Source organism: Solibacillus ferritrahens, assembly GCF_037027585.1.
GTDB classification, from domain to species: Bacteria; Bacillota; Bacilli; order Bacillales_A; family Planococcaceae; genus Solibacillus; species Solibacillus ferritrahens.
In genome coordinates, this window is sequence record NZ_JAXCLE010000003.1 from 78,940 (window position 1) to 105,927 (window position 26,988).

Annotated in this window: 27 protein-coding genes; 19 read left to right on the forward strand and 8 right to left on the reverse strand. The window is 35.6% G+C overall.

Translation table 11 applies throughout. From position 1 onward, the window contains the following. The first annotated feature begins 27 nt into the window (after window positions 1-27). The 8 genes from SNE38_RS04360 (at window position 28) to SNE38_RS04395 (ending at window position 7,382) form a co-directional block, all read left to right on the forward strand. Window positions 28-1,074, forward strand: coding sequence for a TlpA family protein disulfide reductase (locus tag SNE38_RS04360; protein WP_336045935.1), 1,047 nt, complete (start codon window positions 28-30; stop codon window positions 1,072-1,074). Window positions 1,075-1,367: 293 nt separating this feature from the next. Then, the gene (locus SNE38_RS04365) at window positions 1,368-2,006 is read left to right on the forward strand and encodes a nitrous oxide reductase accessory protein NosL (RefSeq protein WP_336045936.1); all 639 of its coding nucleotides are present in this window, start codon (window positions 1,368-1,370) and stop codon (window positions 2,004-2,006) included. Window positions 2,007-2,075: 69 nt separating this feature from the next. Beyond that, window positions 2,076-3,350 carry a NosD domain-containing protein gene (locus tag SNE38_RS04370; RefSeq protein WP_336045937.1) on the forward strand — a complete coding sequence of 425 codons (1,275 nt, stop codon included), beginning with the start codon at window positions 2,076-2,078 and terminating at the stop codon, window positions 3,348-3,350. Beyond that, on the forward strand, window positions 3,347-3,808 hold the full coding sequence (locus tag SNE38_RS04375; RefSeq protein ID WP_191703079.1) for a nitrous oxide reductase accessory protein NosL: 462 nt from the start codon (window positions 3,347-3,349) through the stop codon (window positions 3,806-3,808). Before SNE38_RS04370 ends, SNE38_RS04375 begins: the two co-directional genes overlap by 4 nt. Beyond that, window positions 3,805-4,602, forward strand: a complete 798-nt coding sequence (locus tag SNE38_RS04380) for an ABC transporter permease (protein WP_336045938.1) — start codon at window positions 3,805-3,807, stop codon at window positions 4,600-4,602. The genes SNE38_RS04375 and SNE38_RS04380 overlap by 4 nt, the downstream gene beginning before the upstream one ends. A 7-nt stretch (window positions 4,603-4,609) precedes the next feature. Further along, window positions 4,610-5,299, forward strand: coding sequence for an ABC transporter ATP-binding protein (locus SNE38_RS04385; RefSeq protein ID WP_336045939.1), 690 nt, complete (start codon window positions 4,610-4,612; stop codon window positions 5,297-5,299). Then, the gene (locus SNE38_RS04390) at window positions 5,296-5,817 is read left to right on the forward strand and encodes a peroxiredoxin family protein (protein ID WP_191703082.1); all 522 of its coding nucleotides are present in this window, start codon (window positions 5,296-5,298) and stop codon (window positions 5,815-5,817) included. Before SNE38_RS04385 ends, SNE38_RS04390 begins: the two co-directional genes overlap by 4 nt. Before the next feature lie 890 nt (window positions 5,818-6,707). Next, window positions 6,708-7,382, forward strand: coding sequence for a metal-dependent hydrolase (locus tag SNE38_RS04395; RefSeq protein ID WP_191703083.1), 675 nt, complete (start codon window positions 6,708-6,710; stop codon window positions 7,380-7,382). Window positions 7,383-7,443: 61 nt separating this feature from the next. Here SNE38_RS04395 and SNE38_RS04400 read toward each other — a convergent pair whose 3' ends face one another. After that, complete coding sequence (locus SNE38_RS04400; RefSeq protein ID WP_191703084.1) at window positions 7,444-8,301, reverse strand: XRE family transcriptional regulator; 858 nt, start codon at window positions 8,299-8,301, stop codon at window positions 7,444-7,446. Window positions 8,302-8,812: 511 nt separating this feature from the next. Here SNE38_RS04400 and SNE38_RS04405 point away from each other — a divergent pair. The 7 genes from SNE38_RS04405 to SNE38_RS04435 all read left to right on the forward strand — a co-directional run bounded on the left by SNE38_RS04405 (window position 8,813) and on the right by SNE38_RS04435 (window position 16,126). Then, complete coding sequence (locus tag SNE38_RS04405; RefSeq protein ID WP_191703085.1) at window positions 8,813-9,364, forward strand: sigma factor-like helix-turn-helix DNA-binding protein; 552 nt, start codon at window positions 8,813-8,815, stop codon at window positions 9,362-9,364. Then, window positions 9,357-9,524, forward strand: coding sequence for a YvrJ family protein (locus tag SNE38_RS04410; RefSeq protein ID WP_191703086.1), 168 nt, complete (start codon window positions 9,357-9,359; stop codon window positions 9,522-9,524). The genes SNE38_RS04405 and SNE38_RS04410 overlap by 8 nt, the downstream gene beginning before the upstream one ends. Window positions 9,525-9,538: 14 nt before the next feature. Then, window positions 9,539-9,724: a hypothetical protein gene (locus tag SNE38_RS04415; RefSeq protein ID WP_191703087.1), complete on the forward strand. Its 186-nt coding sequence runs from the start codon at window positions 9,539-9,541 to the stop codon at window positions 9,722-9,724. Window positions 9,725-10,339: 615 nt separating this feature from the next. Further along, complete coding sequence (locus SNE38_RS04420) at window positions 10,340-12,022, forward strand: hypothetical protein (protein WP_191703088.1); 1,683 nt, start codon at window positions 10,340-10,342, stop codon at window positions 12,020-12,022. Window positions 12,023-12,168: 146 nt separating this feature from the next. Then, window positions 12,169-13,155 carry an NADPH:quinone reductase gene (locus SNE38_RS04425; RefSeq protein WP_336045940.1) on the forward strand — a complete coding sequence of 329 codons (987 nt, stop codon included), beginning with the start codon at window positions 12,169-12,171 and terminating at the stop codon, window positions 13,153-13,155. Between the two features lie 187 nt (window positions 13,156-13,342). Beyond that, on the forward strand, window positions 13,343-15,172 hold the full coding sequence (locus SNE38_RS04430; RefSeq protein ID WP_191703090.1) for a hypothetical protein: 1,830 nt from the start codon (window positions 13,343-13,345) through the stop codon (window positions 15,170-15,172). Window positions 15,173-15,580: 408 nt separating this feature from the next. After that, window positions 15,581-16,126, forward strand: a complete 546-nt coding sequence (locus SNE38_RS04435; RefSeq protein ID WP_191703091.1) for a hypothetical protein — start codon at window positions 15,581-15,583, stop codon at window positions 16,124-16,126. A 50-nt stretch (window positions 16,127-16,176) separates the two neighbouring features. On the opposite strand, the gene SNE38_RS04440 is transcribed toward SNE38_RS04435, so the two are convergent. The 4 genes from SNE38_RS04440 to SNE38_RS04455 are packed head-to-tail and all read right to left on the reverse strand — an operon-like array spanning window position 16,177 to window position 18,824. Then, complete coding sequence (locus tag SNE38_RS04440) at window positions 16,177-17,043, reverse strand: ABC transporter permease (protein WP_336045941.1); 867 nt, start codon at window positions 17,041-17,043, stop codon at window positions 16,177-16,179. Beyond that, window positions 17,033-17,962, reverse strand: a complete 930-nt coding sequence (locus tag SNE38_RS04445) for an ABC transporter ATP-binding protein (RefSeq protein WP_191703093.1) — start codon at window positions 17,960-17,962, stop codon at window positions 17,033-17,035. Before SNE38_RS04445 ends, SNE38_RS04440 begins: the two co-directional genes overlap by 11 nt. A gap of 2 nt (window positions 17,963-17,964) precedes the next feature. Further along, entirely contained in the window at window positions 17,965-18,375 is a 411-nt protein-coding gene (locus SNE38_RS04450) for a DUF3021 domain-containing protein (RefSeq protein WP_191703094.1), read from the reverse strand. Further along, window positions 18,372-18,824 carry a LytTR family DNA-binding domain-containing protein gene (locus SNE38_RS04455; RefSeq protein ID WP_336045942.1) on the reverse strand — a complete coding sequence of 151 codons (453 nt, stop codon included), beginning with the start codon at window positions 18,822-18,824 and terminating at the stop codon, window positions 18,372-18,374. The genes SNE38_RS04450 and SNE38_RS04455 overlap by 4 nt, the downstream gene beginning before the upstream one ends. A 218-nt stretch (window positions 18,825-19,042) precedes the next feature. Between SNE38_RS04455 and SNE38_RS04460 the strand changes: the two genes are divergently transcribed. Then, window positions 19,043-19,450, forward strand: a complete 408-nt coding sequence (locus tag SNE38_RS04460) for a MarR family winged helix-turn-helix transcriptional regulator (protein ID WP_191703096.1) — start codon at window positions 19,043-19,045, stop codon at window positions 19,448-19,450. Then, window positions 19,450-19,794: a DUF3147 family protein gene (locus SNE38_RS04465; protein ID WP_191703152.1), complete on the forward strand. Its 345-nt coding sequence runs from the start codon at window positions 19,450-19,452 to the stop codon at window positions 19,792-19,794. The genes SNE38_RS04460 and SNE38_RS04465 overlap by 1 nt, the downstream gene beginning before the upstream one ends. 390 nt (window positions 19,795-20,184) lie before the next feature. On the opposite strand, the gene SNE38_RS04470 is transcribed toward SNE38_RS04465, so the two are convergent. Then, window positions 20,185-20,967 carry a helix-turn-helix domain-containing protein gene (locus SNE38_RS04470; protein WP_191703097.1) on the reverse strand — a complete coding sequence of 261 codons (783 nt, stop codon included), beginning with the start codon at window positions 20,965-20,967 and terminating at the stop codon, window positions 20,185-20,187. A 470-nt stretch (window positions 20,968-21,437) separates the two neighbouring features. Here SNE38_RS04470 and SNE38_RS04475 point away from each other — a divergent pair, with 470 nt between their 5' ends. After that, window positions 21,438-22,667, forward strand: coding sequence for a dicarboxylate/amino acid:cation symporter (locus SNE38_RS04475; RefSeq protein WP_336045945.1), 1,230 nt, complete (start codon window positions 21,438-21,440; stop codon window positions 22,665-22,667). A 211-nt stretch (window positions 22,668-22,878) separates the two neighbouring features. Further along, window positions 22,879-25,107 carry a YcdB/YcdC domain-containing protein gene (locus SNE38_RS04480; protein ID WP_191703099.1) on the forward strand — a complete coding sequence of 743 codons (2,229 nt, stop codon included), beginning with the start codon at window positions 22,879-22,881 and terminating at the stop codon, window positions 25,105-25,107. Window positions 25,108-25,620: 513 nt separating this feature from the next. On the opposite strand, the gene SNE38_RS04485 is transcribed toward SNE38_RS04480, so the two are convergent. Continuing rightward, window positions 25,621-26,166, reverse strand: a complete 546-nt coding sequence (locus tag SNE38_RS04485) for a hypothetical protein (RefSeq protein WP_191703100.1) — start codon at window positions 26,164-26,166, stop codon at window positions 25,621-25,623. Then, entirely contained in the window at window positions 26,163-26,951 is a 789-nt protein-coding gene (locus SNE38_RS04490; protein ID WP_191703101.1) for a hypothetical protein, read from the reverse strand. Before SNE38_RS04490 ends, SNE38_RS04485 begins: the two co-directional genes overlap by 4 nt. Window positions 26,952-26,988 lie beyond the last annotated feature (37 nt).

The following is a 26,988-nucleotide window of genomic DNA, read 5'->3' on the forward strand; positions in this document are numbered from 1 at the left end:
GCTTAGCGATTGGAAAGGAAATGAAACATGACATATTTATCATTGGGACAAGTGAATATTCCTATCGCATGGCTCGCTTTTGTCATTGCCATCCTTTATAGCGATTTCCGTAATCGCCATAAGGATGGAGCAACAAATAAACTGATTGAACATTTGCTTTATACGTATATTTTCATATGGAAGTTCAGTTATATAATTTTCTCGGGATCAGATTTCTTTCAGGCACCATTATCACTAATTTATTTTGATGGGGGTTTGAAAGGCCATCTATCAGCACTGGTAGCTGTCGCTTTCCTATTGTACCGAAAGCGGAAAGTGTTTGATTGGGAAGCAGGCTGGATGTATTGGGTAAGACTTGCAGCAGTTTATCAGCTTATTTTTTACAGCTTTCAGGAACAGTGGTTTGTTGTAGGTATGTGGATTTTTACCCTTATTTTAATTGAACGAATAAAAAGTCAGCAGGTATTACTCGTTCAATTTTTCCTGCTCATGTGGTTAGACGGCTTTATTTCAAGCTTTACGCTCTTTCATGGTGCCGTATTATTAACTGTTTATTTTAGAACGAAGCACGCTCAGTATTTAGCAGGTGCAGGACTTTTAAGCTTAGTTGCAATCATGCTGATGGATGTTGAAGAAAACATAAAGACAACGACCCGTGCAGCGATTGATTTACCAACTACAACGGGTGAGCAATATCGACTGTCTGAACAGGAACAATCTTTAACTGTTGTTAATTTTTTTGCAACGTGGTGCCCGCCATGTAAAGCAGAGATGCCTCATTTACAAAGTTTTGGTGAAAACTTGCCTAGGGGGGTTGCTTTACTCGGTATCAATTTAACGGCACGTGACAACGGTGAAGAAGCACTCGCAGATTTTATGAAAACATACGGCGTGACATATCCAATCTTAAGGGATGAAGATGATGGAGTAGGAACAGCTTTCCAAGTAAAATCCATTCCAACGACGGTAGTGCTTAATGCACAAGGTGAAGAGCTTGAACGGATTGTGGGACCGGTAAGTGAAGAAGGATTGCGCCAATTAATGAGAAAATATCAACCATTATTGAGTGAATAACTGATGTCAATTGTATATGCTTACACCAATCTATCATTAGAAAAGAAATTTCAAATGGCTATCATGAAAGACCACGAGAATTAAAGGTAGATAAATATATTAATATAACAAATGAAAAATAGTTAAAAAAAGCCGCGGAACTTAGCGGCTTTTATTTATGGGATGTTTTATACCTGCATGGGTATTATAAAAACTTCACAATTAGCACAAAATATTGTGATTACTTTGTCAAATATAATATTCTAACCAAGTGTTATCATAGGAAGCGTAATAGAAGAAATGGAGCGATGTACGTGTTTAAAAAGATATTATTAGCAGGAACTATCACAATATTATTATCAGCTTGCAACCAAACTGAAGAGAAGAATGAGTCAACAGTTTCCAATCAGGAATCTGCACAGCAGCAGGAAGTTGAACAAATTGCCGAGAAGGATTGGACGCAGGATGCACGTTTGCAAGAGCCTACAGAAGATACGGTATGTGCGATGTGTAATATGAAAGTTTATACAAAAGATCAAGAGATGGGCGTCTTTTCAGCTCAGGCAATTAAAGAGGACGGTTCCATTGCATTTTATGATGATATCGGTTGTTTACTGAACGCAGAATTTGCCAACGTAGAAGTAAACGAAAAATTTGTACGTGATTACAATACATTGAATTGGTTTAATGTAGAGCAAGCGTATATTGTCAAAACAAAGTTAAAATCACCGATGAACTGGGGATATATTTTCTTTAAATATGAAGATGATGCAAAAACGTATATCGATGAAAATGAAGGCTCGGAATTGACTTCCTATACAAAAGTACGTCAACAAGCTTTAGAACGCCGTAAAGCAAAAATGAAAGCGGGAGAGAATGTGGATAAACATGATCCTGAAGACGGTCATGTGCATCATGAAGGAGAAAAACAACAGCACAATGATGGTGATTAATGAGCAGGTGATATGTCTGAAAGCGACTAATCTCTGTAAATACACCATAAATAGAGGTGCATGGGGCTTATGAATAAATTGATGAAATGGGCTGTTCTTTCGCTGCTATTAACCTTCTTTCCCCTCGTTTCACATAGCGTAGCAGCAGAAAGTTTACAGCAGTTAATAGACGAAACAAGTCCAAATAGTACGCTTTATTTAAAAAACCAAACGTACGAAGGACCAGTTACCATTACAAAACCTATTACAATCATTGGCGATAAAAAAACAAAAATTACATCATTAACTACAGGAATTACAATTAAGGAAACAAATAATATTACGCTTCAAGCACTCCAATTTGAAACGAAACTAACGCCTATTCTTGTTGAAGACAGTAAAGATCTTGTCTTGAAAAATTTGAACCTAGATATTGATGAAAAAGGTGTGGAGTTTAACCGTGTTCAAAATGTCACTCTTTCCTCTTTGAAAATAGAGGGAAGAAAAGAAGGCCATTTTTCCAAAAAGCCAAACGCGGTGAGTCTATTTGAAGGGGAACAAATTATTGTCAAAAATCTGTTTGCTAAAAACATTCAGGATGGTATGTATTTTGAGAAAACAAAAAATGTAGATGTCCAGCAAACGGTAGTTGAAGATGGGCGGTATGGATTGCATTTCATGTACGGTACCAAGATACAGCTGCAACACAATACGGTTAAGAATAATGTATCGGGCATGACGATTATGGTCGTTGAAAATGCTTATATTGCCCATAACCAAATCGAAAGACAGCTTCAATTAAACAGTAACGGCATGTATTTATATGATATTGAAGAAGCGCAAATCACGAATAATATATTTAAGGAAAATACGACTGCGACGATTTGGAATCAAGTAAAGAACAGCACGTTTACCAAGAATATGTTTCAGTCAAATGGAACGGTCATTCACAGTAGAAGTTCACCAAACGTAACAGTTACTGAAAATGAGTTTCAAGGTAATATATTAACGGCTCGGTCTGACGAAATTGGCTTTGTGTTAAATCGAAACCATTATGACGATTATAATGGCTATGATTTCAATGCTGATGGAATAGGCGATACAGACTATCATTCATTCACAAGTTTTGGGCAATGGATGGTACGTAAGCCCGTGTATCAGTATTACGTAGAATCTCCGAGTGTCACATTACTTAATAAATTGGATCAGCAATTCTCCGATACAAAAAAGATGGTCTTAGTTGATAAAAATCCACTTATGATGACGGAGAAAAAAGAACAAAGCATTCAACTGAATTGGAAACATATTTTGGGAAGTATGGCAAGTTTATTCATATTATTTAGTATTTGGAGGAAATTAAGATGAAACGGCTATTAGTTATATTTACTATTATTGCAATGATGTTATTAGCAGGCTGTGGCAATAAAGAATACAAGCCGAAAGAGATTTCTGCAGAAACCGATGTATGTGAAATTTGTAATATGACAATTTCACATATGGATTACGCGGGTCAAATTGTGTTTAAAAATAATGATCATCTCGTTTTTGACGATTTAGGCTGTTTGATGGAATACATTATTACGAATGGCGAGAGCGATATTGGCGCGGCATACATTAAAGATGAATCAACAAATAAATGGATAAATGTAAAAGATGCCGTATATATCTACGAAGCGAACTACTGGACACCTATGAACTACGGCGTGCTTGCATTTGCATCGAAGGAAAGTGTGGATGCTTATATGAATGAAAATGGACAAGGTAAACAGCTTAAATATGATGATTTGTTAACATTTGAATGGGGAATCCATACGCACGAATGATAAAGTTTATTCAACTTGAGATGAAGCAATTAATCCGTAGTAAATGGCTTCAAATCGTTACCGTATTATTTGTCGTTACCTTTACATCCGTGTTAATGATTCAACAAATTGCAATGCCTGATGCACAAGGATTTACGCGTCAGTCAGCCGCAATGTTAAACGTGTTATTATTTTTATTGCCGTTATTTATACTGACAATTGGTTCAATGAGTCTAGCGGCGGACCGTGAATCAGGATGGTTAAATTTACTGAAAACATATCCGATGTCCAATGGTAAGTATATTTTTACGAAGTGGATCGGCTTATTTAATGTATTCTTATTCATTACACTATTAGCCATTACACTTTCCTATATGATGGGGAGCTTTTTTGGCGGCATTTCACTAAATGGTCCGTTCATCGTATTTATTCTTATTTTGCTGTTACTTTTCACATCACTTAGTATTTTCGTAGGTGTGATAGCGAAAAACAGGCTACATGCACTGGCACTTGCTTTAGGTGTATGGTCGATGATTACACTGATTTTATCGTATGTATTAATGGCGGTAGGGACCATTATTTCGGAAAATTTATTGAAAACCTTCATTTCGTTATCCATTCATATTAATCCGCTTGAATGGATGCGCTTTAGTTATTTTGTATTTACGGATCAGTCAGCTGTTTTAGGACCGGCCTTCTATGAGCTGGTGAAATTTTATGATTCTACAGTCGGACTATTTTATTACAGCTTATTTACTGCACTATGGGGAGTAAGTCCACTGTTATTAGCTACATATTTGTTGAAAAGAAGGTGATAAGTATATGACCGTTGAATTGTTGAATATTACGAAAACGTACAAGAAAAACCGTGGCGTGCACAATATTCATGTAAAAATCGATGCTGGCGAAATTACGGCACTCGTCGGAGCAAATGGCGCAGGAAAAAGTACCATTATAAAACTATTAACTGGGCAGCTCGTGCAAAATGAAGGGGAAATTAATGGTTTTTCCAAAGAGGCACTCCGTTATATGCCGGATGATTTAAACTTCCCGGATACTTTAACAGCTGCTGAAATATTAGCACTATTAGCCAATCTAAAAAAAGTGTCCTCCAATACAATCCCAAAACTTCTTGAACAAGTAGGACTAGCTGATAAAGGTCATTTACGGGTTTCGGAGTATTCAAAAGGGATGCGCCAACGTTTAAATTTAGCCCAAAGTTTAATTGGCGATGGCGATTTATATATATTGGACGAACCGACGAATGGCTTAGACCCATTTTGGATTGCAACAATGAAAAAAATGCTTGTGGAAGAAAAAGAAAAAGGGACTCACATCTTGTTTTCTACCCATCTACTTTCATTTGCCGAAGAAATTGCAGACCAAGTGATTATGCTTCATGAAGGTGAAGTAATTGCGAAAGGAAATATTCAAACGCTTCTAACTACTTACCATTGTCAAACGTTAGAACAACTGTGGCTAACTTTAACAACGATGGAGAACATCCAATGAAGAAATATATTGGACTTGCTATTATCACATTATTAATCGGAATCCTTATATGGGAAAATAGCATGTCCACGAATGAAAACTTAAGTAAAGCTACGAATGAGGATGGCTCTCGTGTAGTTAAAGCAACTGATTTCACATTGCAGGCACTAGATCATCAACAGCATTCACTGTCGAATTCTCAAGGGAAATGGACGATTGTGAACTTTTGGGCTTCCTGGTGTGAACCTTGTAAAATGGAGGCTCCGCATTTACAACGAATATATGAAGAATATAATGACCAGCTTGAAATATTGGCAGTGAACATGACGAAGAAGGATACTCCTAAAGATGTTCAGGAGTTTGTTAATAGATATGGGCTGACATTTCCGGTTTTGTTGGATGAGCAAGGAGACGTTAGTATGACCTATGGTGCCTTTACTATTCCAACTACAATATTTATCGACGAGAAAGGGAATATTAAGCATGAATTTGTTGGTCCGATGGAAGAATCATTTATAATCGATCTTTTATCTTTGTGAATTTCATTTTATACTAATAAAAAAAGTCGCGGTGCCTTAAAGGTAGGGCACTGAAATGACGGTTTAGTTTTTCAAACAAAAATAAGGCACTTCCTATTCGGAATTGAATGGGAAGTGCCTTCTCTGCGAATATGGTGTGGCACCTTTTATTTCCATGCCAAATAACCCCGATGGTGATGGGGGATTGAATTGCGTAATGAGTAAATAGAGGAATGAATTTCCCTTATTTCGAAAATAAAATAAAAAATAGTAAAAATAAGGGGAGAAATTTCCGTTATTGACCTGAAAAACATGAAATTTCGGGAATTTATTTAAAATAACGGTAAAACTTCCCCTTATTTATCCAAAAATGAGCAACATCATTTAAATAACGGTAAAATCTCCTCTTATTTCTTTACATAATACCTCCCTTTGCTTCAGATTCACTGCGAATATCGTAGCCGTACCCGCGAAAAGCGTCCGCCGTAATGGAAATCAACGGCATCGAAGAAAAAGAGGTCTTGGAACGAATTTTCGTTCCTGTACTCTCTCAATTACTAAGGAATTTTTCATTGCCTCACCTTAAAGGTTCTGCGACTTTTCCATGTTTATAGGATAAGCTAAATATCTGATAAAAACTCCTGAGTGAGGAGTTGAGACCAATTCTAATCAGAGTTTACTGTGTGCTAGTTCTTTTTACAATTAGTAAAACTTGATTAATCAAATTAGTTTAAGTACAATGGAATCTTTGAATACATAAGAAGTGATAGGGGAACCAGTAAAACCATATTATAATAGAAGGTACCCCATTTTTTGCTTTTACAGTCAACCAGGAAAGAAGGGTACTAAGCTGTAATTAACGGTTCAACGGTAACTCTTATATAAAGAGATCACAACAAAGAGGTGGCAACATGAAAGGTCGAACACATTTAACAATTGGGTTGGGAATTGGGGCAGTGGCATCTGTCAGCCAAACACCCGAGATGATCCCTGTTGTTTTAGGTGCATCCGCTGTGGCTTCGCTTGCTCCTGATTTAGACGGAAATAATCTGTTAAACAAGCATGTGACGAAGACGGCGAAACAAATAAAAAAGGGCGGACAATTTGTCGGTGGGGCATTGATTGTTCTGTCATTGGTCTCCTACATATTCCAATTCAATTTCCTGCCTTTCCTAGAGGAAGAATGGATCACTCAACAAAATAAACTACTGTTTTTAGGTTTGGGAGCAATCATTATTGCATTATCCATGAAAAGCCAGGAAACATTGAAAAATATTCTTATGAGCATTTTAAGTTTATTCCTACTATACTATGCCATGACGGATGAACTATGGTGGCTCGTTATGTTTGCTATCTACATTGGGGCAGCGGGATGGTTTCCGCACAGAGGGCTGACCCATACAATTTGGGCATTAATTTATTGGGGGTATATGTCTCATCTGTTGGAAGTGAGCACAGGGGCTGAACATTTAGCGATAATCTCAACTATGGCCTATCTTTCTCATATTCTAGGCGATATGATGACGAAAAAAGGAGTTAAATTTCTTTCTCCCATTACAAACAAAGTGTTTAAAATACGAATATAAATTTGAAGTAGGACTTACAACAGTTTATTTAAGCTGTTGTAAGTCCTTTTTTAAAGGTGCCTTAAGTCGAGTATTGTTTTATTTCTGCTTTTAATATTGATAACAAGTCGAACTGATCTAAAACTTCCAACATACTCATTCCTTTATTAATCCAATATAATCCGCGAGTGCCCATATTATTTAAACAAACACCCTTACGTATATAACATATTGATAGATTAATAAACTGTTTTTCTATTTTGCAGAGTTCGATAGAGTTTTCTAATTGTTCTAGAGCCATATTATAATCGTTATTTTTTAAATATAACAAGGATAAATTAACTAAAAAGTTTATTTTTATACGATTTATATTTTGGAAATTTTTATACTTTTCAATATGCCGAAAAGCAAAATTTTTCATTTCTACAGCGGTATCAACTGGAAAAATATAAAGTATAGCATTTAGTAAAAAGATATCGGATAAGTATAAATTGTCCCTACGAGATAATTCTGTCCAGATGGGTTCAGCAAGTAATTTTGCATTATGAATATCGTTAGTATTTGCTAGTATTCTTAGACTTTTTATAATTATATTTATTTTACTAATAAGTTTATCCTCAGGACATTCATTTAAGTATGAAATACAACTTTGCTGTAATTGCAGTAAATTATCCGAATTATTATAGGTTTGATTATAAAAATTATTAATAATTTCATCTCTTAAAGACATGTTATAGCCATTATTAATATATTTAAATTCCTCGTAAGAAGTTTCTATACGGACTAGAAATTCAGATAAGGTGGAATGTTTAATATCTTTATTTTCTCCTAGTTCAAATTTTGAAAAATTACCTTGTGTACAAATATTGTTTGATACATATCTTTGAGATAAACCTTTGCCAACTCGTATTTTTTTTATTGTCTGTCCGTAATTATTCATAACATCCTCCCTAAATATTCTTTTACTAATATTATAAGACAAAAAAGTATAAATTATGTAAAATAAGTAAAAAGGGGGGGTGAGAAGATGATTGATATGATTATTATCGCTCTAGATTTATGGCTAATAGGAATTGGGGGAGGTTAATAGGTTTTTCTGAAAAGCAACATTAGATGCAGTAATAGGATGGCACCAGTAGTAGTAAAGTCCTGAAATACTATGACTGGTGCTTTTCTTGTATATTCTGGTGCCATTTTAATGTGTAAAAACCATTAATATGAACATCCCTTTACATAGCCTAAGGTAAAAATAGTAATTATATCCTAATATTCGTATAAAATGAATATAAAACATTTAAAAATTATTATAATTTCATTTTTTTGGTTGTATTTTTCTTTAGAAATCCCCCTATATATAGTAAGAAGGTAAGCAAAAGTTCTATTCGGTCTTTTTTAATTAAAAACGAACGAAAGTTCATGTTTTATGACTAAAAAGATAAGGGGTATGACGAATGAAGATTTTAAATCCTGATGTTGTGAATAGTAATGTATTCAAGAGATTTATAGAGATTGAAGAACATAACAAACTGTATACTGCATATTTAGAGGATCCGACAAGTACTAATGCTGACATCTTAAATGAACAATTTAAATATTTTGAAAAACAGATAGTTCGTATCGCCTATATAAAAAAAGCAATTATATATGAATCCAGAAAATTTGATTCAAAGTTAAGAGAGCACAATAGAAAGTACGAATTGAATTTGGATTCCCCAATCAATGAAAGCCTAGCAATGGTAGACACAGTCCAAGATGAAAATTCTTTTCTCCAATTCGAAAACATTTTTGAGAATGACTTAGAGAGCTTGTTGAGTGATGAATTGTTAATCACCTTATTAAAGCGTTTAAATACTAAACAAAAACAAGTGTTGTATTATCGGTATGTAAACGAGTTAACTGAGAAGGAAATTGCGACGATTTACAATGTATCACAACAAGCTATTTCTAAGATGATTCATAGATCAATAAATATATTAAGAGAAGGGAGGGAGAGGAATGATTGAGGGACAGCTGTTTCAAATATTGGGGAATTTCGGATTTCCTATTACCATTGCGATTTATTTACTAATGAGATTCGAAGGCAAAATTGATTCATTACGAAATTCGATTGACGTATTATCGAACGACCTCACTAAGGTAAACCATGAAAGGAGTAAAAAATAGGGGGGAGGTTAACTATGGTCGAGCATTTTGATTCAAATGAAATTGTTCAAGTATTAAAGAGAATTGAACCAGTCATTTCTTATTCATCACTGCAAACTAGAAGAGAAAATCGAGATGACCTTAAGCAGCACCTTTATGAAGTTACCATTAAAACTTTAAAAAATACGGTTTTTGTACAACCAAAAGGATTGTTTAAATGAATAGAATAGTTGGTGAGGCATTTTGATATCTAAGGAGTTCGTTGCATCTTTGGATTATTAAAATGCCTTTTTAATATGTTTACGTATTCAAAAAAACCTTATATTTCAAGGAAGTTAAAATGAATGTTACATAATAAATAAAGTGTTTCACCAGATAAACTCAACTATTTGAGGGCTTTTTTAATTTTTATATTTTTGAATCGGTAATAATAAGCTGAAAAATGTCATTTTTGTTAAGGCAATTTTTACTGTAACGTTATATCTGTAAAATAATTTTCCTATTTAATACTATAGAGGAAATCGCATTAAATATCATAGAGAGCAAATATGAAAGCGTAATCATTTTATTAGATATAGAATGATTTAATCTGTATTTATTATTTCGTATATTGCAAAATTCGAAAAATTCGTAATGAAGGCCTCAACTCTTTTAATCAGAGTAAAACAATATTGTAATATAATTTTGGTATATTCTAAACAGGCAGTAGATGGTGCTGCCTAAAAATTTGAGTAGTTATTTTACTCAATTTGAATCAGAGGTGAAACGATAAATACCGGAAAAATGAAAAATCCATCCTATCAGTAGAAAAAATACGAATTAGGAGCGATCAAGTAATGAATAAAAAACAAATGGACTCTAAAACAGCAAATAAAAATTTTTCTAAGAAAGTAGCGCCACTAGTGATGTCAACATCATTTATAGCTGCATCATTTTTAGCGGCTGGAGCACCTATTTCTGCATCTGAGCTTGATACAAAAGATGTAAATCCGGAAATTATTGAACACGCGAAAAATCATGGACAGAAAGTATCGGCATTCGCAAAGAGCCTGCCAGGATCTCCTGAAAAAGGGAAGCTTGTTAGCCAGGTAGCCCAGCAGAACTCTGTCACAGCTAATGATGAACTAGAAGAAAGCGATAATATAGATGAAACAGATAATGATAGTGTAGATGAAGGTGCAACTGAAGTGCCGGAATCACCGGTGACTGAAGATAATCCAATTGAAGAAGAGGTAGTAGAAGAACCGGAAGCACCAGAATCAGAAGAAGATTCAACTGAAGAAGAGATAGTAGAAGAACCGGAAACACCAGTATCGGAAGAACAACCAACTGAAGAAGATGAAGTTGAAGAACCGGAAGCACCTGTATCGGAAGAAGAACCAATTGAAGAAGAGGTAGTTGAAGAGCCGGAAGCACCAGAATCAGAAGAAGATTCAATTGAAGAAGAGGTAGTTGAAGAGCCAGAAGCACCAGTATCAGAAGAAGAACCAACTGAAGAAGGTGTAGTTGAAGAGCCTGAAACACCAGTATCGGAAGAAGAACCAACTGAAGAAGGGGTAGTTGAAGAGCCTGAAATACCAGTATCGGAAGAAGATTCAACTGAAGAAGGTGTAGTTGAAGAGCCGGAAACACCGGTAACTGAAGACGACCAAACAGAAGATGGAGCTGAAGAACCGGAAACACCAGTTTCTGAAGATGATCAAACAGAAGAAGAGATAGTGGAAGAGCCGGAAACACCGGTAACTGAAGAAGAACCAATTGAAGAAGAGGTAGCTGAAGAGCCAGAAACACCGGTATCGGAAGAAGAACCAACTGAAGAAGTAGTTGAAGAGCCGGAAACACCAGTATCGGAAGAAGAACCGACTGAAGAAGAGGTAGTGGTAGAGCCGGAAACACCAGTATCGGAAGAAGAACCAACTGAAGAAGAGGTAGTTGAAGAACCGGAAACACCGGTAACTGAAGATGGTACAGCAGACGATGACTTTATTAATTGGTTAGATGAATCGTATCAATTTATCGACAATAGTTATCAAAGTTTAATTAACTACTATCAAATTCATATTGAACAATATTTAAGTGACTTAGAATCGGATCAAACAAACGAAGAATCTGAAAATGTGCCAGTAATTGATGATGCAACTGATGATTCTGCAGATGCTGATGAAGCAGATACAACAGATACAACATTAGAAGAAGATGAATCTCAAGATAATGCTGTTGATAATGCAGAATTACCAACTGAGACTGATGAAAACCTGGAAAGTCCAGCTGTTGTAGAAGATGAAGAACAACCTGAACAACCTTCAACTGTAGTAACTCCTGAGCAAGAAGTTGAAGAGGTGGAGAATATCGTATCAGAACCAGTAGAAGAAACGGTACCAACTGAAACGGAAGAAATTAGTGTTGATACGGAAACAGACCAAAAGCAAGCTGAGAAAATCGCATTAAAAGATAAAGTGATTGGCTACTATCAAAACTTAGTAACATCATTCTCTAATTTTTTAAATTTCCTAAAATAAGAGGAACCTTTAATTTAACTGAATAAAAAACGCTAAAAAGTAGCACAGACCTTCTAAATGGTTTGTGCTACTTTTATTTTTTAAAGTGGCAATCGCTATACAAAAATTAAAATTTCTAATATTCTTAAAATACTATATATTTTGAGGTGAGGTCATTGAAAGCGATACGAATCAATCAATTTGGTACAACGGAAAATTTAGTTGTCGAGCAAACCGAAATACAAGCACCATGTAAAAATGAAGTGCGAATAAACCTGTATGCAGCGGGAGTGAATCCGAGCGATGTTTATACTTCGACAGGTACATATGCCATAAAACCAGAACTACCATACACGCCAGGGCTAGATGGTGCAGGTATTGTAGAAGAGGTTGGGGATCTCGTAACAAATGTGAAAGTTGGGGACCGAGTATTTATTGCGAGTTTACCAAATGGTGATACAACTGGAACGATTGCAGAAAAAATTGTTTGTGAAAGCCGCTTTGTTCATTCAATTCCGGAACATATTTCGTTTGAGGAAGGGGCCGCGTTAGGTATTCCGGCTTTAACAGCATATCGAGCTATAGTGGGAAGAGCGAATGTAAAAGCTGGGCAAACCGTATTTATTCACGGGGCAAGTGGAGCGGTTGGTTTACAGGCTGTTCAAATTGCAAAAGCATTAGGCGCAAAAGTAATTGGAACAGCAAGTCGGGAATCCGGCAAACAGCTTGTAAAAGAGGCAGGAGCAGATATTGTTCTTGATCATATTACGGAACAAACAATTCATACCGTTTTAGAACAAACGGATGGAAAAGGACCAAATGTTATTATTGAATTTTTGGCAAACGAGAATTTACAAACAGATTTGCAAATGATAGCAAAGCAAGGTGTTATTGTTGTTGTAGGAAACCGTGGGGAAATTAATATAAATCCACGTCTAATTATGCAAAAAGAGTGTGACGTTCGTGGCATGGTATTATTTAATATAACAGCAGGAGAACATCAGCAACTTATTCAGAATGTGGCAAAACTTCTTGATAATCAGCAACTTAAACCGGTAATCGGCTATAGCTATCCTTTAGAAGAGGCTAGCATTGCATTTAATGCAGTTATAAATGGTGAGCATAACGGAAAAGTCGTTGTGCGTACACAATAGTAAATTTTTGGACTAGTAAATGCGCTAGTCCTTTTTTTTTATATTAAATTTTGGAAATATTGACATTTAAGTAAGGAATTTTGAATACTTTTGCTATTATTTTGTCTGTTTAGTGCTATTTGCTAAAAAAAATAGAAAAAATTGTTATGATATACGAGTAATATATGAGAAATTAGGGAGCGTAACAATGGGATTTAAAGAAGAATTTAAGCGAGAAATGCGCAATATACAAAATGATGTAGCAAAAGAGGTTGAAAAATATTGGGTCCTCGATTTTGAAGGACATAAAATAGAGATTATTAATGAGATGATGGAGGAAGTATTGAAGGTTGATGGTGAAATTATAGCCCAAAACGTTCGGAAATCCATCTGGACACATATCTTGCCATTTTCAACATTGAAAGGGAAGTTTCAATCTAGCAGCGGGAAGACACATAAAGTATTTGTTAAAATAGGCGGATTTGTAAAACTGAATGTAACGGTTAAAGTAGACGGAAAAGAGCTTTTACATGACGCGATGAAACTACAATTTTTACCCTGGTCAAATAAGGAATTTATCGTGCCATTTATTGAACAGCAATTTCTTGCAAATCAAAAGTTAATAACAAAAGATTTACCGGATGATGCTTTTTTATATGATGAATTTTATCCAAAACATGCACCTGGATTTGCAGATCAGCTTCATACGGAAGAAGTAACGCCTTTTTATACAAAAAAGCTGATCAAACTGTTTTTAGAACAGATGAACAATCCAACTGATCAAACTAGGAAAGCTACTTACGAAAAAATAAAAGATGAAAAAGTAATTAGTTATTATTATGAGTTTTTAGAACAGTTTTCTGAAATCGAAAAAGTGGAAAGTCGGGTAAAGGAAGAAGCACTTTGGTTACTTGAGCATAGTGCACATCGAGAAGTTGTGAAATTTGCGCTTATTGTTCTAGGGACAGGAAATTGCGAAGAAGTAAAGGAGCGCCTTAAAATTATCGCTCTACATGAAGAATTTACTGGGGTAGCCCTTTTTGCATTAACGAATGGGACTACTAACAGCAATGAAACGGTTTGGCATGTCGCAAAAAATGTAACGGGATGGGGTAAGTTAGAGGCGTTGAACTTTTTGGATGCATCTAATGAGGACATCCGTCAGTGGATATTACTTGAAGGATTAAAGGATACAGTTCCAGGCAATGCATCTGCTTTAATGTGTGCAAACAAAGGAAAGCTTGATATAGAGCTACATGAATCCGCCATTTCTGAAAAGATATATGAAGGTGCCGGTACAATTATTTTAGGATTATTATATGAAGGTTCTTATCAAATGATGGATGATTATGAATATGCTGGCCAAGTGATGATGCGCTACACATATCATGCAAAGACACATTGCCGCACACTTCAGCAGTTTTATATACTAACGCAAATTCATGATTATTTACAATATGATGAAGAAACTTGGGAAGACCGATTCTCGACAAACTGGAAGCCACATGAAAAACGCGCGGTAGAAGAAAATATAGAGGGGATTGCGAAAAATCCAGAGTACCTGAAACAGGCATTCGAAATATTGGGAAATGGAGAAGGGGATGAGGATTACGCATTGGCAGTAGCACAATACTATAATGCCGATATTACGGATATAGTGCTTCTGAAATTAAAAAGTAATCCAGAAAACTATAAGTATTATATGGCATTATTTTCTGCTGAAAATGTACAAATTATCGAACAGCTCCTCGAAATTACAAATTCACTCTGGGATTTCAATGATCTGAATGAGGATCAAAAAATGGTTGTGTTAGTGCTTTTGGAGGAATTGGAACAGTATGACGGAGTAGGCTTACAATTTTTATTGAAAACTTTAAAAACAACAGATTACCATCTGCAATACATTACGATCCAAACACTCCAAAACTATAATAAATCTTATTGGCAAGGTACGGAGATTGAACAGCTTGTGCAACGCTATTCAAAAGAATCCAAAGATAAGGACGTCAAAGAAATTGCGAAGCAGCTGATGGAATAAGATTGGCAAAAAATTTCGAAGCCTAACTACTGGGCTTCGAATTTTTTATTATGTTCCTTGAGGTAAGAGAGGGTGAGTGACAAAATAAGGGAAGAAATTCCCCTTATTGCCCCCAAAAAACACGATATCGGGTGTATTTCCATGGAATAAGGGGAAAATTTCCCTTTATTTTCACCCTAAACTAGTTCTCTACTGCAAATAGCGGTAAAAACTCCGCTTATTTCAACATACCCAGAATAATCCGGAACTAATTGGATTTAATGTGCTAAAATATTTATTTACTTTGATAAATAAAGAGGGCAAGGTTAAAAATAAATTAGCAATTCTTAGTTCCTTCATTTTTTTAGCTATTTGTATGTATATTTATTCTCCTTACCCTGAAGAAGTCTACAAAGGATGGTGCTACATATGAAAAGAATTTTATTGTTGTTTTTATTATGTCTCTCTCTATTAGGATGTTCAAATGAAGCTGAAACAAGTGAAGACATCCTATCGAGTGCAGCTGAGTTTAATCTCCAACAAGCATTTAATCTGAAAGAAGAACAAAGTGTCACGATGTTTGTTGAAGTTTATGAAAATGGTCAATTTATTGATGATAGGGAATTTTATTTTGGCAACAATTTCAAAGGAAATGGCAGCGTACAATTTTCTATGTTTAGACCGGATAATGCGGCAGAGGTGTTTTTGATTGGAGCTATTCAAGATAAGAATCACGCAGTATCAAAGAAAATGTTGATTGATTTGACGGAATGGGGCGTAATTTTCAAAGAGGCAGAAAATAAAGTAGTTACTAAACAGGGACAATACCGATTGGGAATGTTTGGATCCTTGTCAGAAGAAGATTCAACAACCTATACAGAACCATTAAAACTAACTGTTGAAGAGAAAAAAGATTTTGTTGAAGCATACGAACGCTTTCCAATTGTTTATGTAGTAGTAGTCGAAGTAAATTAAAAAGTATATTCAAAAGAGTATTGCCGGGATAGGTGCAATACTCTTTTTCGCTATTTATACTTCCTTCTAAACACTAAAGCAGACAATGTACCAAGAACAATAATCGTACTAAGTACAAATAGTAAACTCATCAAACTCGAAAGGATGGAACCATCAATTTCATAAATAACCCCGTAATCGACTTTGTACGTTTTAGCGTAAAGTTCATAACCGGCAAATACTTTTTCAACGGATTGTGCCGTAAATACATCGCGCAGTAATACAGTTATATGGCTTACCGGGAAGAAGTGAATAGCCGATTGGACCGCAGTTGGCAATACTGCCATCGGAACGTATATACCGCATAAAAAACCTAATAATGTTCCACTAATTGTACTCACAGTAGAAAATGCGGTTTCAGTATTAATAAATAACACGATAAATAAATTGATCATACTGCTCATGACCACTGCTAAAATTAAAATACCGACCGCCTTTAACATTGCGATGGGAGAAAGCAATTCACCGCCGATTGAAACGATGAAAATTTCACAACAAATAAAGCCGATAAAAGTCATGGAAAACCCAATAATAAAAGAACTGATTACATAGCTTAACTGAATTTTATAACGCGACGCAGCAGTTACTAAAAAATCTGCTGTCGTTTTTGCCTCTAAATCTTTAATATAAATCCCAAATACCCCGAGAGTTGCCGACATGGCGATTATTGATAAAAGTCCAGCGACCATCCATTCACTGACTAATACTTCAATTTCAGGTGTAACAGGAACATATTCAGCAATGGAGTTTAATTGAAGGTTCTGCAAAAAAATGGCGTAAAGCCCAATTAAAATAAGTACCGAAAGCAAAGAGAAGAAAACGAGCAATTTATTGCGAAAGAATACCTTGTTATTTCGGCTGACTAAACTAAGTAGCATTCATGTCACCTGCTTCCTCATTGATATGAATAAATACTTGATCAATCGAGCCTTTAATCACCTCAAATGATGTAAGGAATGGTTGAATCCGTTCGATAATCGGAATCGCATGTAAAGTAGAGGGGATATTCACTTTATAAACATCACCGAATTGCACCATTACATAGCCGAGTTGTTCGGCTATTTGTTGAATATCAGCTTCCTTTTTAAAGGAAAGTACCATCTGGTCAGATGCAAACCGTTCTTTCAATTCATTTGGTGTGCCTTGAGCAATAATTTCTCCTTTTTTAATAATGACTATTTGATCCGCATTTGCTGCTTCCTCCATGTAATGGGTAGTTAAAAATATTGTCATACCAATCTCTTTCCGTAGTCGTTCAATCGTTTCCCATACGAACTTTCGGGTGTGAGGATCGAGCCCAGTAGTCGGTTCGTCTAGAAATAAGATCGATGGCTTATGGATTATTGCACGGGCAATATCGGCTCGTCTACGTTGACCACCAGACAATTGACCATATTTTTTAAGCTCTATTTCTCCAAGCTTTAAATATTGCCAAACGAATTGATAATTTTCAATTAACTGTGCCTTCGTTAAATGATAAAAGCGTCCACGGTGGATGATATTTTCCTTTACAGTCAGCTCTTTATCAAGCAAACTTTGCTGAAAAACAATCCCAATTGATTTCCTAATCCGTTCATTATCCTTCATCGTTCCGAGTCGGTGCCCATTAATCGTTACTTCACCGCTTGTTTTCTCAAGTAATGTACATAAAATTTCAATTGTCGTTGACTTACCGGCACCGTTACTGCCTAAAAAGGCGAATAAAGAACCTTTTTTCACTTGGAAATGAATCCCTTTAACTGCTTCAATCGTACCAAAATGCTTTTTTAAGTTCGAGACTTCAATGGCGTAAGTCAATGTTATTCACCTCGGTTTTGTTTTAAAACATCGTTCATTCGTTTAATATCACGCTTAAGCGAAAAGAAAATAAAGCACCAAACGATAATATAGATGGCTGTAGATTGTATAAACAGAAGGATTAATGTTGATGGTTCATTAAATGAAAACCAATTCCCAAAAAGCCCGATAGTATATACGGAACATAAGACAACTCCATAATGAAGTGTTAAAACCGCTATATAAGGCCAATGTTTAATTAAAAATAAACTGTTTGCACAACCAATGATAACGCCTAATGAAAGGGCTAATAAAAATTGGTGTAGCAAATCTGCACCGGACCAGGTAATTGTCGCATCATTGTAAGTAATAAGTGCAATGATGAAATAAGACATAAAGACACTGACAAAGCAGCTTATTAAAAAGTTCCTCATTTGCCAACACCTCCTAAACCGAGTGCTTCTTTTAGTAGTTTGAAATAATTACGACTGACAGGGAAGACTGTTTCATTTGCTAAAACGACTTGAGGGTTGCCGAGTACTTTTGCTTGGATGGAGACAATTTTATCGATATTTACGAGCATCGATTTATTGACTCGTATAAAGCTTGATTGAAAGCGATCCTCTAATTCGTACAACTTACTTTTCGCTTCAAATTCCTCTTCTTCTGTCTGTAATAATGCTTTTCCATTCTCGGTGAAAATTGAATAAATTTCCGATAGTTTAAGTAGGTGAATGTCTCCGTCTGAGTAACCTGCAATACTTTCGGGTGATGAACTATTAATTTTTCTCATCAATTGTTCGATTGTTTCATCAAATTTTGGGGCGTGGATATGAACTTCGATTTCTTTACAGTCATTTTCAATATGTAGATGAACTTTCATCAGTAACTCCTTTCATGAACAAAAGTGTAGCACTATTTTTTTCATGCTTTCTAAAATCGTTAGTAACAGGTTAAAAATAGTTAATAACAGGTTTAAATATTCGAGTGAAATGTGCCAAGTATTTCTCTGCTGTTCTTATTGTACTAAATTATGGTAAACTAATTATATATCGTAATTAACGATATAATCATTTCGAGCGATATAAAGGGGGTTATCAATTGGATAAAGAAATAAAGTTATTGAACCAGTACTGGACGGATATATATTTTTCCCTTCACTATGCACATGAAGAGCAGATTTCGCATCAAGCTGTACGTATTTTGCAAATGATAGAGAAAACAGATTTAAATAGTGTGGGAAATATCGCAGAGTATTTAAAGGTTTCGCATAATACTGCATCTGAACATGTGAAAAAATTAGTTGGCAAGGGATTTCTTTTTAAGTCAAGAAGTGATGTGGATGAACGAAAGGTAATTCTGCATTTAACGAAATTAGGTAAAGAGGTTCTCAAAAAAAACACCAGCTTAGATGAGTCGAAGCTTGAAAATATTATGCATTCTTTAAGTGATAAAGAAAGATTTGATTTGATGAATAGCCTAAAAATATTAAGTGAGCGTGCAAAATGATGTATACGATATTCAAAATAGCAGTTTCGGCTATCCTTATCGGTTTAGTGACAGAAATTGCGAGAAGATTTCCTACTTACGGAGGAATAATAGCGGCTTTACCTTTAGTTAGCTTATTAAGTATTTTATGGCTATCGATTCAGGGCGAACAAGCTGAGACATTAAATAAATTTATAGTAGGTGTTTTAATGGGGTTACCAGCAACGATGGTTTTATTGGTGATTGTATACATAGGAATGAAAAATTCAATGCATTTAATATGGTCAATCTCATTAGGTATAGCAGGGTGGATGATATTTTTAGCTATTCAAGAAATCTTTGTTAAAGTTTTTAAGAATATTTAAAAAATGATATAACGCTAAAATTATAAAAGAAAAGCCGAGAAACGTTAATTTAATTACGTTTTTTGGCTTTTTACGTTTTTATAGAAACTCCGGTTTGCTTAGCATTTGCTAAAAAGTCAAAAGTTTATGCAACGCGTCATCCAAAAATCACCAATAAAAAATCATTAGTTATTTATTCGAAACGAGTTCGTTCGTTTATAATGTACTGCTTCAATAATGAATTGCTCAGATTTCACATTCGAAATTCTTTAACTCATTTGGGGGAAAAGCTCTATCCAACGATTAATAAACCAGAATGGGGAAGCAAGTATATTGATAACTGCACAACAGTAGGAAAATAACTGAATCCACCGGCTCCCATTTAACAAATAAAAAAAGGTGAAATTTTCTTTATCGCTCCGCCAGCCAATTGTAAAATGGAACCGGTCTTGTACTTTGCTTCGGCTGTTGCTCTTTTGCTTCTGGTAAAACTGGACGTGCCAATGCCTTGTCATACGCCCCTTTATAAATTGCACGTAAAGTCGTCCGAACCGTTAATTTTCCGTCATAAATGTCTTGAATAATTCGCCACATGGCATCTTTAGCAACCGTAAATTCACGCATATTTTGAATCGGTGTTGCTAAAATAGCTGACCGTAACCCATCTTTTAGTTCATCATTTAACGGCAAGCTTATTAAAAACTCATACAATGTTTTTTGCCACTCATTCATCTGTGTGAGCGTATTATTATATATTTCTTTTAAAGAGCTTGTTTTAAAAAGATTAAAAGAGATAGTTTCGTTAGTTGAAAAACCTCCACAGTCCTCGATTTCATGCACTTCTTCAGCTAGGACCCGCTCGGACATTTCCGATGGGACATGTAAAATCTGATAAATGTTAGCCCCTTTAATCCCATTTAGTTTCGTGCTTGCAACAACACATAAAATCCCAAGTTCCGATGCTTTTTTTACAGTGCGATACACTGTTTTCGTGCTAATCCCGACACTATCGGCAATTGTTTTAGCCTTTAAATGCGCGGCCCCAGGATAAGCAAGTGCAGACTGAGCGATACGTAAAATTACATTACGCTCACTACCTGTTAATTCATGATCGGAAAGGTGAGTGGCTACTGCCTCGTCCATTTCTTTTACTGTTTTAAAAGTTTGATATGTTTTTAAATAATCGAATACCATAATGTGCATCTCCCTTCACCATACATATGTCAGTATTGAAGGTAAAAGGGGACATTTTTTTTTGGGGAATTTCTAACGATAAAGAAATAAGGGGAGATTTTACCGTTATTTGAATAATGTTGCTCATTTTTAGATAAATAAGGGGAAGTTTTACCATTTATGCACGTAGGGACCAAAGATTTTTTGTGGGAGTTTTATTTTTATCAGAAAATTGGGTAAAGAGAGGAGAAAGTTGAGTTCGGCTGACTAAATACGAGTTAAGAGATTTTTACTAAATCATTGGCTTTCTATTACTCAAGTGGAAGAATGTTTTTGATGAAAATTGTAGGTCATGCTTGATTTTTTTAGAATAATGTCAAAAATCAAACAGAAAAAGCTTGTATTGTGGTGTGGTGTCCGGATATGTTCTACAATAAGTATCTATTATTCTATAATACGTAAAAATTATCTAAGTAAAAGGAAGTGAGTTTATGAAACTAGCAACAAAAATTTTATGGGCGTTAGGGTTAGGGGCAATTGTCGGTATAGGATTAAACCTTGCTGCGCCTTCATTCTTTACTGAAGCAGACCGATTTTTCTTCACACCATTAGGGACGATCTTTTTAAACTTAATTAAAATGCTTATCGTACCACTAGTGTTTTTCTCAATTGTAGTTGGGGTAGCAAATATTGGTGACCCGAAAGCTTTAGGTCGGATGGGAAGTAAAGCGATGCTGTTTTTCTTAACAACGACAGCTATTGCTATTACAATTGGTATTGCTTTAGCAGTGATTTTCCAACCAGGTAATAAAGGTCAATTCGATGTACAGGAAGCAAGCTATGAGGCTACTGAAGCACCACCTGTATCCGAAACACTGCTTGGTATTATCCCGGCGAACCCGATTGATGCAATGGCAAGTGGCGATATGCTGCAAATTATATTCTTTGCAATCTTTATTGGACTAGGAATAAGTTATTTAGCTTCAAAAGTAGATTTAGTAAAACGCTTTATGGAACAGGGAAATGAACTAATGATGTTCCTTGTAACCTTAGTTATGAAATTTGCACCGTACGGAACATTTGGATTAATTGCATCAGCGGTAGGTAAGCAAGGGTTTGATGCATTACAGGCGATGTTCTGGTATATGATGGTTGTATTATTGGCTTTATTTATACACTTCATACTGATTTATGGAAGTGCGTTAAAAGTATTAGCAAAACGTAATCCGATTGAAGTTGTTAAAGCTTATCTTCCTGCAATGACCGTTGCATTTAGTACATCAAGCAGTAGTGCTACACTACCAATTTCGATGGAAGTTGCACAAAATAAATTAAATGTACCAAAAGGAATTAGTAGTTTCGTTCAACCGCTTGGTGCCACTATCAACATGGACGGTACAGCAATCATGCAAGGTGTTGCAACAATTTTCATTGCACAAGTATACGGCGTGGACTTATCATTTTCTCAAATGTTAATTGTTGTTATGACGGCGGTATTGGCATCAATTGGAACAGCTGCAGTTCCGGGTGCAGGTATGATTATGCTTGCCATGGTATTGGAATCAATAGGCTTACCTGTAGAAGGTATTGCATTAATTATTGGTATTGACCGTCTACTGGACATGACACGTACAATGGTCAACTGTTTTGGCGATTTAACATGTGCGCTTTATATAACGGAAAGTGAAAAAGACAAAGAAAAGTCAGCATTGGCTGAATAATAGTCTAAATAATAGAAGGGCAACGAGTTTATATTATCTCGTTGCCCTTTTTACTAGTTACCCAAGCCATTTCTAAACCCATTATATATTCCGTTACGTGACTAAAATTTTTATGGTAATATTTTGAATAATTTAAAATTATTGTTTGGAGGTTAGGTATAATGAAAGTGTAACATGTGTGTTTTATAAAAAAGAGATTGGGGGATGAAGAGTGGTAACTTTTAAAAAAGCAGGTGCAATGTTATCTGCAACAGCGTTATCTGTAGGTTTATTAGCACCAATGGCAAGCGCTTCAACGTTAGGAAATGAGCGTATGGAGACATTGCCAATTCAAGTAGCGCAAACGAATTCAACGGTAACAAAAGAGGATTTAATGAAGCGGTTTAGAGAGTTATTTCCGAATGAATTCTCAAATGTGAGTGAAAAAGATTTTCGTACAGGTGCAGGTTTCTCACGTACTACAGATTCTACGGTTAGTTATGAACTGAGTTTTACGAAGCATATTGATAATCAATATGTACATGGAAGTTTTAGATTTGTTGGAGAAACGTTAGAGTTAGAGAGTTTTTATTATCAACCAGTAAACACTAAGGATGTATTGTTCCCGGCAAAATATTCAAAAGAAGAAGCGCAAAAGGTAGCAGATAAATTTTTAGAAAAGTTCAATAAAGGCGAGGGGTATGAGCTTGTGCCAAACGCACATGATTTTTACTCATCTTCAATTTTAACGCAGCCTGTTGAATACTCGTTTATGTATGAAAAGAAAAACTCCGGTATACCAATTTCGGATCAAACTATTAATATACGAGTGTTAGGGGATGGCACAGTGTCATCATTTTACAGAACAACACCTCCAAAAAATAATTTTACGTATGATGATCCAGCCAAAAAACAAAATGAATCTTCCATTGCTAACCGCTTGCAAGATGCTTTAAAAGCACAGTTGTCATATACAATTGTACCTGATTATTCAACAGGGGATCACAAAGTAAAGCTTGTTTATGAACCAAATAGCCAAGTTATTTCAGGTATCCATGCGCAAACAGGGGAATGGTTAACTTTGGACGGGCTGTCATCAACATTATCTGCTAAACCAATTACATCAATTGTTTCTGCGCCCTTAGCGGCAAAACAGCCGAACATGACAGCAGAGCAGGCGCGAGCATTGGCTGAGAAATTACTTGCCACAGATATAAAAGGTGTTCAACTAGAAATTGGAGCAGTTGATGAAACAACATCGGAGACTGGTAAAGAAGTCTTCAACATTCAATATATGTATAACTATCGGAATGGTGGAACAGGAACTGTACTAACAATTGATAAAGCAACAGGAGAATTCATTCAGTATAGTGATATTAAAAGTCATCTCGAAGTAGAAAGTGATGACAGCGAGGCAGATGTAAAATTAACACAAAAACAGGCATTGGATAAAGCGATCGCCCTTGTGAAAGAATGGATACCTTCATCTGCTCACAAGTTTGCATTGCCTGTAAATGATGGCTACCACGAGAGTTACAATAACAGTTATAACTTTACGTTCCCACGCATCGTGAATGGCTTAACAGTAGTAGGAGACAATATCTCAGTAGGTGTCGATGCCAATACAGGTGCTTTAGTAAACTTGTATATAAGCGATTATGGTGATTTGGAGTGGCCAGCAGCAACTGATATTTTATCAGAACAGGAAGCAACAAAAATGTTGAAAGATGAGTTGAAACTAAAGCTGCAATATGTGAATCATCCAAAAGTGGGTAATGAACAGCATTATAGCTTAGTCTATCAATCGGTATTCAAAGAAGGGTCCTCTGCTGGGATTGATGCCAAAACAGGAGAATGGTTAGATGCTTATGGAATGAGCAGTTCAGACAAGCCTAAAATCACGCATCCAACAGCTGCAGAGGAATTAAATTATTTAATTCATGCAGGGATTTTAGAGGTAGATGAATCATTTAATCCAGATGCATCCGTTACAAAAGAGGAAGCGCTAAAAATATTATTGAAATCAGTAACCTATATGTATTATAGCTCGAGATATAACGAGTATGAAACGACGGATCAAACGTTTACAGATATAACGTCTGAACATCCTTTGTATTCATTTGTAACACGCGCCTTAAGTATGGGGATGCTTGATACCTCTACTAAAACATTTAACGCAACTTCCCCTCTTTCAAATCAAGAACTGGCAAAATGGGTAATCGGTACGCTGAAGCTTGATAAGCCAGCGCAACTTAGTGATATATATGATTTAAAATACAGTGATGCAGCACAAGTAAATCAGGAGCTACGCGGTTATGTTGCATTAGCGTATGGATTGGGATTACTTGAGGCAGAAAATAATCTGCTGAAGCCAAATAGTGAAGTAACGTATGCTCAATTAGCACAAGCAACAATTCGTTTAGCCCATAAAATGAACGAATATCAGATTAACAACTATTAATGAGTGAATGTTCAAAGAGAAAATAATTTTAAAAAAAGACAAGTGCTATATATAACAGCATTTGTCTTTTTTTAGATACAGTTGGTCGCTATAACGTGGGGAAGATTTTCTAATAAAATTTCACTTTATAAATGGGCTACAGCAAGACAGCGCTAAAACCACGTCTGCATGTCTTTATCACTGCACTTATTGCCGTTTGCGAGGCCCGCCAATCCGAAAAATTCCCCTGGTAATAAAGTGATGGAATAGAAGCGCTGAAGCTTCCGATAGATAGAAAGCGACATATCAAGTTTTTCGGTGCCCCCCTAAAATAAGGGAATATTTTACCGTTATTTGTATGATGTAGCTCATTTTTAGGATAAATAAGGGAACGTTTTACCGTTATTTCAAATAAAATCGTGAAATTTCATCTTTTTTAGGTCAATAACGGAAATTCTTCCCCTTATTTTTACTGTTTTTTAAGTTTTTTTAAAATAACGGAAATTAGTTCCTCTATTTTTCTGACTACGCAATTCAATCCAAAGAAACTTTGGAACCACGCCGCCGGGAAAGTCTGTTTTCCTTATTTTTACGCTTCCATAGAAACACGATGAAATAAATATAAAAGCAAAACAACAATACATTAGTTGCAAGAAGAATGATCTCGTAAAGGTCAACTGCAAAGTGTATGCCAATGTAAGTAAACAACTGAAATAACAATAGTAAGCTAATATAGAGCCTAGGAAACATACTCTCTTCACCACGTAAAATTTCTTTTGAAACAGAAAAAATACAGGAAAGATAGAGAATTGAAAGAAGCCCATTTAATATAGCAACGATTTGGAACGTTAAATTTGTAGATGGAACGAACATTTCAGGCTGTACTATTCCAATTATTGACGTTATGGCAAGTACCGTAGCACAGATCGCACCTAGTTTGGCATATTGGGCCTCCACTTTTGAAAACGCATAAACAATAATAATGAAGCCGATAAAATCCGGAAAAATATCAAAGGTGCCAAAATTGATGTCAAAAAACTGAAACAAAATCCCGATTATAATAAGTTTGTGAAAGTTCATAGCTCGCCACGCTCCTTCACTAAATTGTTTACCCAGTCCTCACTTGGTTTCGTATTTAAAAATTGGGTCAAGGTCAAAATTTTATCTTTTTGCTCGGCATCCATAATATGCAGTTCCAGTTTAAATAGCTCCATTTCATATTGAGCCTCGCCGTCTGTTGTCTCAATATATAGTTTATCTTCGGTGTTAAATTGAAGTGGTGCAGTTAGGGGAAGCTGTACATCCTTACCATTTATTTTGAAATTCAGCAGGTCAACCCGATTATCCACGACCGTTACTTGTTTTAAAGTAAAGGGTTCTAATACTTTATAAAAACCGGACGTGCCATCTGTCCCGACAGAACTAGATAATGACTGAAGCTGCGGGATCTCCTCATACTCATAAGTTGTAAGTGGGATCGTTGTTGTAATTCCATTCTTAAAATGAATTGTCCCTTTTGTAACGCCCTCTAAAGGAGTTAAATCTTCATTGTCATAAAGCCATATAACCGGTGAAATCATACTGTAATACGTATATTTAACATATGTTTCAAGCGTAGTCTGTGGCTGCGCATTAAACATCGAAAATGGCTGTTCCGGGTAATAATGGTGCCCGTTAAACTCTATCGATTGGAATTCATGCGGATCTAATGAATTTGTTACATATGAAAATTTAATCGTTTTGTTTGCAAAGTCAATCATACCAGCCACAGGAATCGGTTCATCCAGCATCTTTGTGTCATAGTATAGCGTACTCGCTATTTGTATAATACCAACTACAGCAAGTATCAGTAATAATCTTTTCATAAAATTCTCCTAACTTTACTCTTTGTTATAGTAAATA

Excerpts from the sequence above, each read along its gene's own strand:
- SNE38_RS04410 (WP_191703086.1), top strand. The coding sequence starts at position 9,357 with ATGATTGAGGGACAGCTGTTTCAAATATTGGGGAATTTCGGATTTCCT.
- SNE38_RS04360 (WP_336045935.1), top strand. The coding sequence starts at position 28 with ATGACATATTTATCATTGGGACAAGTGAATATTCCTATCGCATGGCTC.
- SNE38_RS04390 (WP_191703082.1), top strand. The coding sequence starts at position 5,296 with ATGAAGAAATATATTGGACTTGCTATTATCACATTATTAATCGGAATC.
- SNE38_RS04380 (WP_336045938.1), top strand. The coding sequence starts at position 3,805 with ATGATAAAGTTTATTCAACTTGAGATGAAGCAATTAATCCGTAGTAAA.
- SNE38_RS04385 (WP_336045939.1), top strand. The coding sequence starts at position 4,610 with ATGACCGTTGAATTGTTGAATATTACGAAAACGTACAAGAAAAACCGT.
- SNE38_RS04405 (WP_191703085.1), top strand. The coding sequence starts at position 8,813 with ATGAAGATTTTAAATCCTGATGTTGTGAATAGTAATGTATTCAAGAGA.
- SNE38_RS04415 (WP_191703087.1), top strand. The coding sequence starts at position 9,539 with ATGGTCGAGCATTTTGATTCAAATGAAATTGTTCAAGTATTAAAGAGA.
- SNE38_RS04435 (WP_191703091.1), top strand. The coding sequence starts at position 15,581 with ATGAAAAGAATTTTATTGTTGTTTTTATTATGTCTCTCTCTATTAGGA.
- SNE38_RS04475 (WP_336045945.1), top strand. The coding sequence starts at position 21,438 with ATGAAACTAGCAACAAAAATTTTATGGGCGTTAGGGTTAGGGGCAATT.
- SNE38_RS04395 (WP_191703083.1), top strand. The coding sequence starts at position 6,708 with ATGAAAGGTCGAACACATTTAACAATTGGGTTGGGAATTGGGGCAGTG.
- SNE38_RS04455 (WP_336045942.1), bottom strand. The coding sequence starts at position 18,824 with ATGAAAGTTCATCTACATATTGAAAATGACTGTAAAGAAATCGAAGTT.
- SNE38_RS04420 (WP_191703088.1), top strand. The coding sequence starts at position 10,340 with ATGAATAAAAAACAAATGGACTCTAAAACAGCAAATAAAAATTTTTCT.
- SNE38_RS04430 (WP_191703090.1), top strand. The coding sequence starts at position 13,343 with ATGGGATTTAAAGAAGAATTTAAGCGAGAAATGCGCAATATACAAAAT.
- SNE38_RS04470 (WP_191703097.1), bottom strand. The coding sequence starts at position 20,967 with ATGGTATTCGATTATTTAAAAACATATCAAACTTTTAAAACAGTAAAA.
- SNE38_RS04490 (WP_191703101.1), bottom strand. The coding sequence starts at position 26,951 with ATGAAAAGATTATTACTGATACTTGCTGTAGTTGGTATTATACAAATA.
- SNE38_RS04400 (WP_191703084.1), bottom strand. The coding sequence starts at position 8,301 with ATGAATAATTACGGACAGACAATAAAAAAAATACGAGTTGGCAAAGGT.
- SNE38_RS04440 (WP_336045941.1), bottom strand. The coding sequence starts at position 17,043 with ATGCTACTTAGTTTAGTCAGCCGAAATAACAAGGTATTCTTTCGCAAT.
- SNE38_RS04370 (WP_336045937.1), top strand. The coding sequence starts at position 2,076 with ATGAATAAATTGATGAAATGGGCTGTTCTTTCGCTGCTATTAACCTTC.
- SNE38_RS04465 (WP_191703152.1), top strand. The coding sequence starts at position 19,450 with ATGTATACGATATTCAAAATAGCAGTTTCGGCTATCCTTATCGGTTTA.
- SNE38_RS04375 (WP_191703079.1), top strand. The coding sequence starts at position 3,347 with ATGAAACGGCTATTAGTTATATTTACTATTATTGCAATGATGTTATTA.
- SNE38_RS04485 (WP_191703100.1), bottom strand. The coding sequence starts at position 26,166 with ATGAACTTTCACAAACTTATTATAATCGGGATTTTGTTTCAGTTTTTT.
- SNE38_RS04450 (WP_191703094.1), bottom strand. The coding sequence starts at position 18,375 with ATGAGGAACTTTTTAATAAGCTGCTTTGTCAGTGTCTTTATGTCTTAT.